The organism is Desulfovibrio sp. DV (assembly GCF_001936595.1).
Classification (GTDB): domain Bacteria; phylum Desulfobacterota; class Desulfovibrionia; order Desulfovibrionales; family Desulfovibrionaceae; genus Solidesulfovibrio.
This window is the reverse complement of sequence record NZ_MLBG01000132.1, coordinates 1-12,928: the sequence shown is the minus strand read 5'-3', so window position 1 is coordinate 12,928 and position 12,928 is coordinate 1. Positions and strand designations below refer to the sequence as shown.

Here is a 12,928-nt window from a genome sequence, read left to right as displayed (position 1 = left end):
TGAGGATGTGCTGCTCATTGACGCCTACAAGCCGGAAGGCGGGGAGGGGCAGCGCCTGACCTTCCGCCTGACCTACCGCCATGCCGAAAAGACGCTCAAGGACAAGGAAGTGGACAAGATCCACGAGGGGCTGGTGGCGGCCGTCCTGGCCGCGCTGCCGGTGACCCGGCCGTAGCGCTCCTTTCCGGTCTCAAAGACGCCAAAAGCCCTGACGCCTGCGCCGGGGCTTTTTTTGTTGCTGCAAAAGGGGGTTAGCCTGCCAGAAAGGCCAGCAGATCGGCGTTGACCGGATCCTTTTCCGTGGTGCAGATGCCGTGGGGGCCGCCGGGGTATTCCTTGAGCACGGCATTTTTCACCAGCTTCACGGCGGCCCGGGCCGCTGCATCGATGGGCACGATCTGGTCGTCGTCGCCGTGCAGGAAAAGGGTGGGCACGTCAATTTTCTTCAAGTCCCCGGTCAGGTCCGTTTCCGAAAAGGCCTTGATGCAGAAGTAGGCGGCCGGGAAGCCGGCCATCATGGCTTGCCGCCAGAAGGCCTGGCGCACACCCTCGGATGCCGTGGCTCCGGGCCGGTTGTAGCCGTAAAAGGGCAGGCTCAGGTCCTTGAAAAACTGGGAGCGGTCGTGCTGGACGCCGGCCCGGATTTCGTCAAAGACTTCAAGGGGCAGGCCGCCGGGATTGGCCGGGGTCTTGAGCATAAGCGGCGTGATCGCGCCGATGAGCACGACCTTGGCCACGCGAGCGGTGCCGTGGCGGCCAATGTAGCGCACCACTTCGCCGCCGCCGGTGGAATGGCCGACGTGCACGGCGTTTTTGAGGTCCAGGGCCTTGGTCAGTTCGGCCAGATCGTCGGCATAGGTGTCGAGGTCATTGCCGTGCCAGGACTGGCTGGAGCGGCCGTGCCCCCGGCGGTCGTGGGCAATGACCCGGAAGCCCTTGGAGGCCAGGAAAAACATCTGGTCCTCGAAGGCATCGGCGCAAAGCGGCCAGCCGTGGCTGAAAACCACGGGTTGCCCGGAGCCCCAGTCATTGTAATATAAGGTCGAGCCGTCTTTGGTTGTCAGGGTCGCCATGGTCGCATCTCCTGGAGGTTTGTGGCTGGTCCCTTGCGGGATCGACCGGCGTTTGGGACAGGGCGGCCGAAGCCGCTTTGGCGCGCCGCCACCGGGGCAGCCGCCGAAGCGATTTTCAGCCTTCCAACAGATAGACCCTTTCTGTCGTGGCGGGAAGAAGAACTCGTCGATTTCTTGGCCCCGACGCACTTGACCCGGCGTCCGGCTTGGCGCAAAGAGGGGGGATATGCTGCAAAAGACCTATAAGATCGGCGAGATCGCCAGTCTGACGGGACTCAAACCCTTTGTCCTGCGCTATTGGGAAACCGAATTCCCCCAGCTTCTTCCGGTGCGCACCAAAAAAGGCCAGCGCGCTTATACCGAGGAACACCTGGCCCTGGTCAACACCATAAAGACGCTCCTCTACGAAGAAAAGCTGACCATAGACGGTGCCCGGCGGCGGCTGGCCGAATCCGACCGCGACGCCGGGGTATTGCGCCGGGTCTATGACGAATTGGCCGCCATCCGCCGGATGCTCGACGCCTAGGCGACGCCGCTTCGACAAAAAAGTCGTTTGGCCTTTACACAATTGTTCCGGTCCGGTTCGGGGCTCATACACCTCAAGAGGCGGTCCGGGAGCCTGTCCAGAGGTCGTATTGACTCTGGACGGGGGCAGGGTTTTACATTATTGCTAGTTCGCGCGCGCACGGGTGGAGAGAAACCGGGCGCGTGGCGAGAGGCGGAATTTTTCCAGGCGGGACAGGGCGAAGAATGAGGGATTCGCCCCGGTCGGCCAACGGGTCGCCGCGACGCGAAAATGCCGTATTCGACCCCGGGCGCGCCGGATAATGGGCGCGGCCACGGGCGGGCAGGCCTGGCGCGGGGACCTTGGCGTGTAACCTGTTCAACACAAATGCAAGAGGACCCTATGAGCGGAATCAAGGCTCGTCTGGACGCGATCTCGGCGATCATCAATTACAAGCCGGCTCATGCCCCCCTGAATTTCAGCGAGACCAAGCCGACCGAGATGTTTGGCTGCAATGTCTTCAACGACAAGGTCATGCGCGAACGGCTGCCCAAGCATGTCTACAAGTCGCTTAAAAAGACCATCGAACTGGGCGAAAAGCTCGACGCCTCCATTGCCGACACCGTGGCCAACACCATGAAGGATTGGGCCATCGAACGCGGGGCCACCCACTTCACCCACGTGTTCTACCCGCTCACCGGCATGACTGCCGAGAAGCACGACTCCTTCCTGGTCCCCGACGGCAAGGGCGGCGCTGTGGCCGAGTTCTCGGGCAAGATGCTCATCCAGGGCGAGCCCGATGCCTCGAGCTTCCCGTCCGGCGGCCTGCGTTCCACCTTCGAAGCCCGCGGCTACACCGCCTGGGACGTGACCAGCCCGGCCTATATCCTGGAAAATCCCAACGGCATTTTCCTTTGCATCCCCACGGCCTTCGTGTCCTGGACCGGCGAGGCCCTGGACAAGAAGACCCCGCTTCTGCGTTCCACCCAGGCGCTGAGCAAGCAGGCCAAGCGGGTGCTGAACCTCTTTGGCGTGGAGACCAAGCTGCCCCTGGGCTCCTTTGCCGGACCGGAACAGGAATACTTCCTGATCGACCGCAATTTCGTCTTCGCCCGCCCGGACCTGCTCATCGCCGGACGCACCCTTTTTGGCGCCAAGTCGGCCAAGGGCCAGGAATTTGAAGACCAGTACTTCGGCGTCATTCCCCGCCGCGTCCTGTCTTTCATGATGGAAGTCGAGCGTGAACTGTACAAGCTCGGCGTTCCGGTCAAGACCCGCCACAACGAAGTGGCCCCCAGCCAGTTCGAAATCGCCCCGATCTTCGAGACCGGCAACTTGGCCACCGACCACAACCAGATGGTCATGACCGTGCTGCGCACCGTGGCCAAACGCTACGGCATGATCTGCCTGCTCCACGAAAAGCCGTTTGCCGGCATCAACGGCTCGGGCAAGCACCTGAACTACTCCATCGGCAACGCCGAACTGGGCAGCCTCTACGATCCGGGCGAAACCCCGCACGACAACGCCCAGTTCCTGGTGTTCTGCGCCGCCGCCATCCGCGCCGTCCACAAGTTCGGCCCGCTGTTGCGCGCCACCGTGGCCACGCCGTCCAACGACCATCGCCTGGGCGCCAACGAGGCCCCGCCGGCCATCATGTCCATCTACCTCGGCGAGCAGCTCACCGATGTCTTCGAGCAGATCAAGAAGGGCAAGGTCGAAGGCTCCAAGCAGAAAGGCATCATGAGCATCGGTGTCGACACTCTGCCGCCGCTGCCCATGGATCCGGGCGACCGCAACCGCACCAGCCCCTTTGCCTTCACCGGCAACCGCTTCGAGTTCCGCGCCGTCGGCTCCAGCCAGTCCATCGCCGGCTCCCAGGTGGCCCTTAACGCCATGATGGCCGAGTCCCTGGACTACATCGCCACCAAGCTCGAAGCCGCCACCGCCGGCGACCCGGCCAAGCTCAACGCGGCCGTGCAGAAGGTCATCCAGGAGATCATCAAGGAACACGGCGCCGTGGTCTTCAACGGCGACGGCTACTCCGAGGAATGGCACGCCGAGGCTGCCAAGCGCGGCCTGCCCAACCTCAAAACCACGCCCGACGCCCTGCCGGTGCTCACCAGCCCCGAGGTCGTCAAGCTCTTCACCACCTACGGCATCTTCAGCGAAGCCGAGCTCAAGTCCCGCGAGGAAATCTACCTCGAGCAGTACGTCAAGACCATCCAGACCGAAGCCAATCTGGTCGTGCGCATGGCCAAGACCATCATCTTCCCGGCTGCCGAACGCTACCAGGGCGAGCTGGCCGCCACCTGCGCCAACCTCAAAGCCATCGGCCATGACTACAAGATGGACACCCTGGAGTGCGTGACGTCCAAGCTGCGCGACATCCAGGCCAAGACCGCCAAACTGGAAAAGCTCATGGAGCATTCCGCCGACGGCACCCTGGCCGAAGCCAAGTACATGTGCTGCACCATCCTGCCGGCCATGAACGAGATCCGCGCCGTGGCCGACGCCCTGGAAGCCGTGGTGGCCGACGACCTGTGGTCGCTGCCGAGCTACCAGGAAATGCTGTTTATCCGCTAAGTCTCCGGTCCCCGGGATTGGACAAGGCCGCTCCGTTTGGGGCGGCCTTTTTTATGGGCTGGATCAGGGCTGAGGCCTGGGTGTCTTGCCAAAAAAGGGGGGGCGTCCGGTCAGGCGCTGGCCTGCATGGCTTCGACGAGCTGTTGCAGCACATGGGCCTGACGGGCCAGATCGGCCACGGCCTGGCTGGCCTGGCCCATGGCCTGGGCCGTATCGGCGGCGATGGTCGTGACCTCGCGGATGGACTGGTCGATCTCCTCGCCCTCGGCCGCTTCTTTCTGGGAGGCTTCGGCAATGGAGCGGACCTGGGCCGAGGCGCGCTCGATATACTCCACGATGGCGGCCAGGGTCTGGCCGGAGACGCCGGCCAGCCGGGTGGAGGCCTCGATGGCGGAAACGGCCCGGTCCACCCCGTCGATGGTGGTGCGCGCGCCTTGCTGGATGGTGCTGATGGCTACATCGACCTCCCGGGTGGCCACCATGGTTTTTTCGGCCAGCTTGCGGACCTCGTCGGCCACGACGGCAAAGCCGCGCCCGGCCTCGCCGGCCCGGGCCGCTTCGATGGCCGCGTTTAAGGCCAACAGATTGGTCTGGTCGGCGATTTCGCTGATGACTCCGATGACCCGGCCAATGCCTTCGGCATGGACGCCCAGTTCGGCCATGTCCTTTTTAAGGCCCAAAGCCAGTTCCTGGGCCTGGCCTATGCCGGCCAGCACCTCGCCAACGACCGATTCGCCCTCCAGGGCCTTGCCCCGGGCCTCCTCGGCCGTGCTGGCGGCCACATCGGCGCTGGCCGCCACATCCGCTATGGTGTGGGACATGCCTTCCATGGCCGTTGCCGTGCCGCCAAGCCGCCGCGATTGCTGGCTCATGCCCTGGCTGGTCAGCTCGATCTGGACCGAGAGTTCCTCCGAGGCCGAGGTGACGATGGACACCACCTGCTCGATTTCCGAAGCGGCCTGGGCAATGCCGCGGTTGGTGGCGGCGACAGCGTCCTGCCGGGCGACTTCCGCTGCCTGGACGGCCTCACGAGCCTGTCTGGCGGCGCTGTCGGCCTCTTCGGTCTTGTCCCTGGCGCTGGCCAGCAGGCGTCGGATTTCCGCGACCATGCGGGCCAGGGCGTCAGCCAGGGTGGCCAGTTCGCCACGCCCGCGCCGGGGCGGTTCGCGGTCGAGCTCGCCCCGGCTGATGGCGTCGGCAAAGGCTGCGGCATCGGCCAGGGGCCGGGTGATCATCCGGGTCAGGGCCAGGCCGAAGCCCAGGGCCAGACAGGCCCCCACGGCCATGCCGAGGAAGATGTTGCGGGTGTTGGCGGCGCTGTCCGCCTCGGCCTGGTCCATGACGGCGCGGGAATCGGCCACGGTGTCGGCGATGGCGGCGTCGAGGGCGGACAGCGTAGCGGCATGGACGCTACGCATGTCGGTGGTGGTGGCCAGCACGTCCATCATGGCCAGGATGTCGGTCTTGTCTTTTTCCCATTCCCGTATCTTGTCAAAGAGCGTGTCATTGGCCTGACGGGTTTTGCCCAGGACCGCTTTCAAGGCGTCGATGCGGCCGCGTTCCGCCTCGGTTTCGGCCAGGTCCGTCAGGTCCGTCAGGGAGGCCCCGATGGTTTCCCGGGCCTTGGCGACAATCCGGGTCTGGTCGGCAGCAAAGGTTTTGTCGATGCCCGGGATAAGGAGCGTGCGCTGGGCCACGATGATTTCCTGCAGGGCCGTGCCCACGCGCAGCAGGGCCGGTATGGCCGGCAGGCGGTTTTTGACGATGTGCTCCATGGAGGAGGAGGTCTGTTGCAGCCCCTGCCAGCCGATGACGCCGACAGCCAGGGCAATGGCCGCAACCACCAAAAACGCGCCGATGATTCTTGTGCCCATGCGCATCCCGTTCATGGCGTCCTCATTGGGTTGGCGTGGAGGGGGCGAGTCGGTCGGGCCATGGGTCAGGAGGGTTTGTATATGCCGCAGCCAACCAGCAGGTCACCGGTTTTTTCCAGGTACATGGACTTGGGTTCGATCTGCTTGGTCTGGGGGTTTAAGAACTTGTAGTCCTGCCAGAAGCTGTCCTGGGTTTTGCCCAGGGCGACGCGTTCCTTGACAAAGAATTTGCCGTCAGGGTCGCGCAACTCCAGTAGATCCTTGCCGATCTGCTTGGCATTGGCTCCATGGGCCAGACATTTGCCGTCCAGGTTGTAGACCACCACATAGAGGTCGCGGTCCTGAAACGGGCCGGCCTTGTCGTTGATGGCGGCAAAGGCCTTTTCGTTGCCGTCGGCCTTGATGGCGGCAATAGCCTTTTTCACCATGGCCACGGCTTCGTCCTTGGTGCCGCGATCCTGGGCCGCGGCCGGCATGGCGGTGAGCAGCAGCAGGAACAGGCACAGGGCGGAATACGACAATCGCTTCATGGGAGCCTCCTTGCGGTTGACGGGCATGCTTGTTTCGAGAAGGAGAGGATGAACGTAAAAGAGCCGGGTATTTTTGGCAAGGTGTTTGGGAAAGAAGCAGGCGGCTTGCCGGCTTTTACGGAAAAGAAGCGGAGTTATGCATACCATTGCATTTGAATCTATTGGGGCAGGAGCCGCAGGCTTGCGCTTGCGCACGGCTGGAAGGAGCGGCAGGGTTGTTCTTGCGGATAGAGACCGCGGCCGGCCTGGTCCCTGATCGGTGCGGGCGCACGTGTCGGCGTGTGCCCTGCCCGGATGGCCAGGGGGGGGAGGGGGGGGCGTCGCCGGCTGCGGGCAACGGGCCGGCCGGTCCCTGGCAGAGGAAGCGGGCCGGGCAGCCAGGGCACATCTGCCTTGGTCCGGCCGCGTCCGGCACATTCGCGCCCGGCACATCCGCGTCCGGCACTGCTGCCCCCGGCCGCCCACCGGCCCTGGCCCGGCCCCACGGTCCGTCCCAATGTAAAAGGGCCGGAACTTGCGTTCCGGCCCTTTCAGGCGAATGTCGATGCCGTCGGGAAGGACATTCCCAAGACATCATGCCCGGTGAAAAATCACCGGACTTTGCAGACTACCAGCGACCGCCGCCGTAGCCGCCCTTGCCGCCGCCGCCGCCACCGGAGCGGGGCTTGTCCTGGGCTTCGTTGACCTTCAGGCTGCGGCCGCCGAGCTCTTTGCCGTCCAGGTTCTGGATGGCAGCGGCAGCGCCAGCGTCGTCCATTTCGACGAAACCGAACCCACGCAGGCGCCCGGTTTCACGGTCGGTGATGAGATTGACGCTCAACACTTCGCCGTAGGCGGAAAAATGGTCACGGATGTCGTTTTCAGTGGAAGAGAAGGACAGGTTGCCGACGTACAGTTTCTTCGACATGGCTAAGCTATGGCTCCGGTATTTGGCATGGGCTGATTTCGTCGTTTGGGATTGAACTTTCGCTTAATGTCCAATGGGCGAAGGTCATCATGCACGTTGTTGGGAATGAGGCACAATACCGCGATGGAAAAAATATGCAACACTTTTTCTCCAAGGTATCCTTGGCGGTATGAAATAAATTAGTCCTGAAAAACAGTGGGTTGCGGTGACAGCAAAAAAACGCGTCAAATTTTGAAAAAACAGCGCCGCCCGAATGCCCGTCGGCCACCCGGCCGGTCCGGTCAGGACTCCCAGTACCGGCAGGCGGCTACGGCGATGAGCAGGCGGTCGACATCGGCCGGGTAGACCTCGCCGATGGTGCCGATGCGGAAGGTGTCGGCCGCCGTGACCTTGCCCGGGTAGATGACAAATCCCCGGTCCTTCAAGCGCGCATAGAAATCGGCAAAGGCATAGGCCCGATGGTCGGGGCTTATAAAGGCCGTGATGATGGGGGATTGGAGCGCCCGGGGAAGCAGGGCGGAAAAGCCCAGATCGGCCATGCCCGCGACCAGCCGGGCCTGGTTGCGGCTGTAGCGGACGGATCTGGCCGCCACGCCGCCCTCGGCCGCCAATTCGTCCATGGCCGCGGCAAAGGCCCGCACCACATGGGTGGGCGAGGTAAAGCGCCATTTGCCGCCGCCGTCCTCCATGGTCTTCCACTGGCTGTAGAGGTCAAGGCTTACGGATCTGGCCTGGCCGGCGCAGCCTGCGATGAGCGTGCGGCGCACCAGCACGAAGCCAAATCCGGGCACGCCCTGGATGCACTTGTTGGCGCTCGATACCAGCACGTCGGCCCCGATTGCGGCCATGTCCAGGGGAATGCCGCCGAAGCTGCTCATGGCGTCCACCATGAAGACCCGGCCGGCTGCGCGCACCACGGCCCCGATCCTGTCCACCGGGTTGAGCATCCCGGTGGTGGTCTCGCAGTGGACCACGGCCACATGGCTGATGTCGGGATGCTCGGTCAGGAGGGCTGCCGTCCGCTCGGGCGAGACCGGGGAGGTCTCGCCGAAATCCTCCTCCAAAACGGCAATGCCGAGCACCCGGGCAATGGCGGCGATGCGCGCCCCGTAAGCCCCGTTGGCCAGCACCAGCAGCCGGCCGCCGGGGGCAATCAGGCTCCCCAGCGCCGCTTCCACGCAAAAGGTGCCGCTGCCCTGCATGAGCACGGCCGTATAGTCCGGCCGGGCGCTGGCCATGGCGGCCAGACGCCGGCGCAGGTCGGACACCAGCGCGTTGTAGTCCGCATCCCAGGTGCACCAGTCGCGCAGCATGGCCGCCTTGACCGCCTTGGAAGTGGACAGCGGTCCCGGAGTGAGCAGCAGGTACGGGTTGTCGGGGTAGAGGGACAGGTCCATGGCAGGGCTCCTTGGGGCTAGATTCCGGCCAGGGCGTCGCTCAGGATGCCAAGCGCCCGGTCGAGGTCGGTTTCGGTGATGGTCAGCGGCGGGGTCAGGGTCAGGATGTTGCCGTGGGAGGTCTTAAAGGCCAGTCCGCGCCTCAGGCAGCGGTACATGACGGCGTCGGCGGCCTCGTTGTCCGGTTCCCGGCTGGTCCGGTCGCGCACCAGCTCCACGGCCAGGGCCAGGCCAAGGCCCCGCACCTGGCCGATGCCGGGATGGTCTGCGGCCAGGGCCGAGAGCCGGGTGAGGGCCTCACGCCCAAGCCTGGCCGCACGCGGCACCAGGCCGTCGCGGGCCAGGATGTCAAGGACGGCCAGCCCGGCGGCGCAGGCCGTGGGGTTTTTCTCATGGGTGTAGTGGCCAAGGGCCACGTCGCCGCCGACATCCAGGGCCGGGTCGGCCACCATGGCGGCCAGGGGCATGATGCCGCCGCCAAGGCCCTTGCCAAGGACCACGATGTCGGGATCGGCCCCGAAATGGCTGCAGGCGAAAAGACGGCCGGTGCGGCCCAGGCAGGTGGCGGTCTCGTCGAAAACAAGCAGCGCCCCATGTTTGTCGCAGGCCGCCCGCACCGCCGGCCAATAGCCCGGCGGCGGGATGTTGACCGTGGTTGCCCGCAGCGGCTCGGCAATGACCGCGCCCACGTCGCCTTCTTTTTCCAGGACGTATTCGAGGTAGCGGGCGCAGGCCAGATCGCAGTCCCGGCAGCCGCGCGTATTGAGCACGCAGCGGTAGGGTTCCGGCGGCGGCACATGTTCGGTGCCCGGCAGCAAGGGGCCGATGCCGCTTCGAAACAGCGCCTCCCCGCCCACCGAACAGGCGTCCAGGGATGCGCCGTGAAAGGCGTCCCACAGGGACACGGTCTTAAAGCGGCCCGTGGCCAGCCGGGCCAGTTTCAGCGCCATGCCGACGGCCAGGGCCCCGGACGGGGCGAACAGCGTCCGGGCGCAGCGGCCCGGGGCGATATCGGCCAGGGCTTCGGCCAGGGCAATGGCCGGCTCGTTGGTGAACCGGCGCGGGCAAAAGGCCATGGTGTCGAGCTGGGCCTTTATGGCCGCCACCACTCCGGGATGGGCATGGCCGGTCTGGTGCAGGGAGTTGCCGTGAAAATCGAGCAGCTCCCGGCCGTCCAGGGTGGTCAGGGTCGAACCGGCGCAGCCGGCCAGGACGTCGAGGCAGGGCGTGGACAGGGACTGGCGCAGGAACACGGCCTCGTCGCGGTCAAGAAGCTCCCTGGTGTGGGCCGACAGCCCGGCCCGCCAGCTGGCCCGGCGCGGCGAGGTGTTGGCGTCTCCCTCGCCCGGGGGCGGGGCCGGCCGGCCGGCGGCCAGAACCTCGGCCCGCGTTTTCAAAGGCAGCATCCGCCAAGGCCCCCCGGCCGCTGGCCAAGGGCCACCCGGGCGGCGATGTCGGCCACGATGGCCGGGCAGTCGGCCAGATCCGGGGCCAGATAGTTGGCCCCGGCAGCGGCCAGCCGGGCTTCGACGGCACTGAGCCGCCGCCGGCGTTCGGCCGGGGGGAGGGCGGCCAGTTCGGCCTCGGTCAGCCCCATTTCGTTGCCGCAGGCAGTAAGCCCGATGGTCCACATGCCGGCGTTTTGGCCTTCGGCCATGTCCGATTCGGTGTCGCCGATTTTGACCATGGTCCAGAAGGGGAAAACAGCCAGCTCCAGGGCCGCCTGGTAGCACATAAACGGCGCCGGCCGGCCGGCCGGCACATCCGAGGAGCAGACCACGACATCGGGCTCGTAGCCCCGGACCGCTGCTTCGCGGCAAAGCACGTCCATCATGGACCGGGTGTAGCCGGTGGTGGAACCGATTTTGAGGCCCATGGCCCGAAAGGCGGCCACGGCGGCCAGGGCTCCGGGGATGGGTTCGGCATGGTTGGCGATGCAGCCGACCATGAGCGGCTCGGTGAGGGCGTAGACGGCGTCCACGGCCTCTTCGCCGGGTTCGCAGCCATGGACGGCCTTCCAGGCGGCGGCCACTTCGGGGTCGCGGGTCATGGCCCGGACATGGTCCTTTTTCATGAGGCCCATGGGTTTTCGGGCCTGGGCCGCGGTCACCGGGACATGGTGGCGGGCGAAGGCCTCGATGAAAACGGCCACAGGGCCGAGGCAGCCGTGGTCGACCACGGTGCCGGCCCAGTCCAGAATGACGGCGGTCAGCGGTTTGGCGGCAGATGCGGACATGGCGTTCCTTTGTGCGTAACGGGCGTTGGCAAGGCTGTCCGCCCGGCCCTCCGGGAGCCCGGAGCCTTCGGATCGGGCCGGACAACGGGGGGGGGCGACAGGGAGGCAGGCTAGCGCATCTGGGCCCAAGGGAGGGGATATGGCGGGGTGCGGCGCAAAACTTCCGGCAAAACGTCACATGGTCCGGGCCGGCCGGGGCCTGGAGGCGCAAGACGTCGCGGTCGGCATTGCCCGATGCCGCAGAGCCATGTAAAAGCGGGGAAATTGCAAACCCGCGCGACGGTGATTGTCCGGCCTTGCGCCCGGCGTCGGCGGTCCGAGGAGAAAACCGTGAAAAAAATTGTGTTGTGTATCCTGCTTGTCATCGCCCTGGGCATCCCGGCTGCATCGTATTGGCTGGGCACGCGCATCGGCAGCGTTCTCGAAGTGCAGCGGATTCTGCTCGAGACCCAGTACGGGGTGCCGATCACCGTGCTGGAGAAGAAGCAGGGCGTGTTTGAAAGCACCTACCGCTACCGGATGGCCCTTGGCCCAGCCTTCACCCCCGGCCAGCCCATGCCTCCCCTCGACGTGGTGGGGGTGGTGGCCCATGGTCCCATTCCCTTTGCCTCCGGCAGCCTGCGTCCGGCCCTGGCCGTCATGGATCTGAGCCTTGCGCCGACAGGGGAGGCGGCTGCGGCCTGGGGCAAAATGCTCGATACCATCCCGGAACTGCGCCAGACCAGCCTGCGCACGGTTTTTGCCTTCTCCGGCGACAGTTCCACCACCTTGGCCGTCCTGCCGGTTTCGCGCACCATTGCCCTGGCCAACGGCACGGCCCTGGATGTCAACTGGCACTCCGTAACCGGCCGCCTGGACATGACAGCCGATCTCGACGTCATGGATCTGGCCCTGGACGCTCCGGCTGCCGGGCTTCGCGACAAAACCATGACCCTGTCCATGCAAGGGTTTTCCCTGGCCAGCAACGCCAAACGCGTCGGCCAGAACCTCTACGTCGGCACGAGCGCGCTGGCCCTGGCCGACCTGACGCTGACAAACACCGTCGCGCCGGACAAGTCCTTTGCCGTAAACCAGCTGGCCGTGAAGGTGCGCAGCGATGTGCGGGACGGGGCCATGGACAGTGCCATGACCCTGCAGTGCCAGGGGATGGCCCTGCCCGGCCAGACCAGGGTTTCGCTGGATTCGGCGATGTCGTTTAAAAATCTCGATGCTGCCGCCCTGGATGCCGTTGTCGGTGAACTTCGGCGCATCAAGCTGCAACAGACCCCGCCCCAGGCCCAGATGCAGGTCTATGAAACCCTGCTGCGCCGCTATGGTGCGGCCGTGACCGCCAGGGGGCCGCGGCTGGAACTGGAGCGCTTCGTCCTGGGGCTGCCTTCGGGCTCGGTTGAGGCCACGGCCTTTGTCGCCTATGCCGGCTCCGACAGTTTGCCCGAAACGCTGCCGGCCATCCTGGCCCGGCTGACGGCAGCGGCCAGCCTCAAGGCTTCCCAGGCGGCGCTTTTGGATCTGGCGGCCGCAGCCGGGAAAAACGACCCCTCCCTGGCTGGCCCCTTTGGCCAGCAGATGGTCGAGACGGCCATGGCCGGGCTGGTGGCCCAGGGGTTTGCCGTGCGCGACAAGGATGGGCTGGCCTCGGCTGCGGCCTGGGACGGCAAGACGCTGACCATAAACGGCAAAATCCTCAATCCCCCCATGCCCTGACCGGCCGGCGCGCGGGGGAGTGCGGGAAGAGGGAGAGTGCCGGCGGCCGGGCTGGAGTGAGAAAAGAGAAAGAGCGCCTCCGGCGGCCAAAGGGCTGAGCCCTTTGGAATCCCACCTGG

General features: G+C 65.5%; 11 protein-coding genes. 4 read left to right on the top strand and 7 right to left on the bottom strand.

The genetic code is table 11. The annotated features are described in order from the left end of the window. The first annotated feature begins 7 nt into the window (after positions 1-7). The gene (locus tag DVDV_RS19785) at positions 8-175 is read left to right on the top strand and encodes a hypothetical protein (RefSeq protein ID WP_254845457.1); all 168 of its coding nucleotides are present in this window, start codon (positions 8-10) and stop codon (positions 173-175) included. 76 nt (positions 176-251) lie between these two features. Here the strand turns inward: DVDV_RS19785 and DVDV_RS19780 are convergent, their stop codons facing one another. Further along, entirely contained in the window at positions 252-1,073 is an 822-nt protein-coding gene (locus DVDV_RS19780) for an alpha/beta fold hydrolase (protein WP_075356308.1), read from the bottom strand. A 226-nt stretch (positions 1,074-1,299) separates the two neighbouring features. Between DVDV_RS19780 and DVDV_RS19775 the strand changes: the two genes are divergently transcribed. Both DVDV_RS19775 and DVDV_RS19770 read left to right on the top strand, forming a co-directional pair. After that, the gene (locus tag DVDV_RS19775) at positions 1,300-1,599 is read left to right on the top strand and encodes a MerR family transcriptional regulator (RefSeq protein ID WP_075356307.1); all 300 of its coding nucleotides are present in this window, start codon (positions 1,300-1,302) and stop codon (positions 1,597-1,599) included. A 381-nt stretch (positions 1,600-1,980) separates the two neighbouring features. Further along, positions 1,981-4,161: a glutamine synthetase III gene (locus DVDV_RS19770; RefSeq protein WP_075356306.1), complete on the top strand. Its 2,181-nt coding sequence runs from the start codon at positions 1,981-1,983 to the stop codon at positions 4,159-4,161. Between the two features lie 110 nt (positions 4,162-4,271). Here DVDV_RS19770 and DVDV_RS19765 read toward each other — a convergent pair whose 3' ends face one another. The 6 genes from DVDV_RS19765 to phnX form a co-directional block, all read right to left on the bottom strand. Then, on the bottom strand, positions 4,272-6,050 hold the full coding sequence (locus tag DVDV_RS19765; RefSeq protein ID WP_075356305.1) for a methyl-accepting chemotaxis protein: 1,779 nt from the start codon (positions 6,048-6,050) through the stop codon (positions 4,272-4,274). 50 nt (positions 6,051-6,100) lie between these two features. Continuing rightward, on the bottom strand, positions 6,101-6,565 hold the full coding sequence (locus DVDV_RS19760; protein ID WP_075356304.1) for a cache domain-containing protein: 465 nt from the start codon (positions 6,563-6,565) through the stop codon (positions 6,101-6,103). A gap of 607 nt (positions 6,566-7,172) precedes the next feature. Next, on the bottom strand, positions 7,173-7,472 hold the full coding sequence (locus DVDV_RS19755; RefSeq protein ID WP_043638886.1) for an RNA-binding protein: 300 nt from the start codon (positions 7,470-7,472) through the stop codon (positions 7,173-7,175). Positions 7,473-7,753: 281 nt separating this feature from the next. Further along, positions 7,754-8,869 carry a 2-aminoethylphosphonate--pyruvate transaminase gene (locus DVDV_RS19750; protein WP_075356303.1) on the bottom strand — a complete coding sequence of 372 codons (1,116 nt, stop codon included), beginning with the start codon at positions 8,867-8,869 and terminating at the stop codon, positions 7,754-7,756. 17 nt (positions 8,870-8,886) lie between these two features. Continuing rightward, a complete protein-coding gene (locus DVDV_RS19745; RefSeq protein WP_083634846.1) occupies positions 8,887-10,275 on the bottom strand; it encodes an aspartate aminotransferase family protein in 1,389 nt (462 codons plus the stop codon). Continuing rightward, on the bottom strand, positions 10,263-11,105 hold the full coding sequence (phnX, locus tag DVDV_RS19740) for a phosphonoacetaldehyde hydrolase (RefSeq protein WP_075356302.1): 843 nt from the start codon (positions 11,103-11,105) through the stop codon (positions 10,263-10,265). The genes DVDV_RS19745 and phnX overlap by 13 nt, the downstream gene beginning before the upstream one ends. Positions 11,106-11,435: 330 nt before the next feature. Between phnX and DVDV_RS19735 the strand changes: the two genes are divergently transcribed. Beyond that, positions 11,436-12,809, top strand: coding sequence for a YdgA family protein (locus DVDV_RS19735; RefSeq protein WP_075356301.1), 1,374 nt, complete (start codon positions 11,436-11,438; stop codon positions 12,807-12,809). The last annotated feature ends 119 nt before the right edge of the window (positions 12,810-12,928 follow it).

Bases quoted from the DNA above. Each gene is read 5' to 3' on its own strand.
- DVDV_RS19755 (WP_043638886.1), bottom strand. From the start codon at position 7,472: ATGTCGAAGAAACTGTACGTCGGCAACCTGTCCTTCTCTTCCACTGAA.
- DVDV_RS19760 (WP_075356304.1), bottom strand. From the start codon at position 6,565: ATGAAGCGATTGTCGTATTCCGCCCTGTGCCTGTTCCTGCTGCTGCTC.
- DVDV_RS19745 (WP_083634846.1), bottom strand. From the start codon at position 10,275: ATGCTGCCTTTGAAAACGCGGGCCGAGGTTCTGGCCGCCGGCCGGCCG.
- DVDV_RS19765 (WP_075356305.1), bottom strand. From the start codon at position 6,050: ATGAACGGGATGCGCATGGGCACAAGAATCATCGGCGCGTTTTTGGTG.
- DVDV_RS19780 (WP_075356308.1), bottom strand. From the start codon at position 1,073: ATGGCGACCCTGACAACCAAAGACGGCTCGACCTTATATTACAATGAC.
- DVDV_RS19750 (WP_075356303.1), bottom strand. From the start codon at position 8,869: ATGGACCTGTCCCTCTACCCCGACAACCCGTACCTGCTGCTCACTCCG.
- phnX (WP_075356302.1), bottom strand. From the start codon at position 11,105: ATGTCCGCATCTGCCGCCAAACCGCTGACCGCCGTCATTCTGGACTGG.
- DVDV_RS19775 (WP_075356307.1), top strand. From the start codon at position 1,300: ATGCTGCAAAAGACCTATAAGATCGGCGAGATCGCCAGTCTGACGGGA.
- DVDV_RS19770 (WP_075356306.1), top strand. From the start codon at position 1,981: ATGAGCGGAATCAAGGCTCGTCTGGACGCGATCTCGGCGATCATCAAT.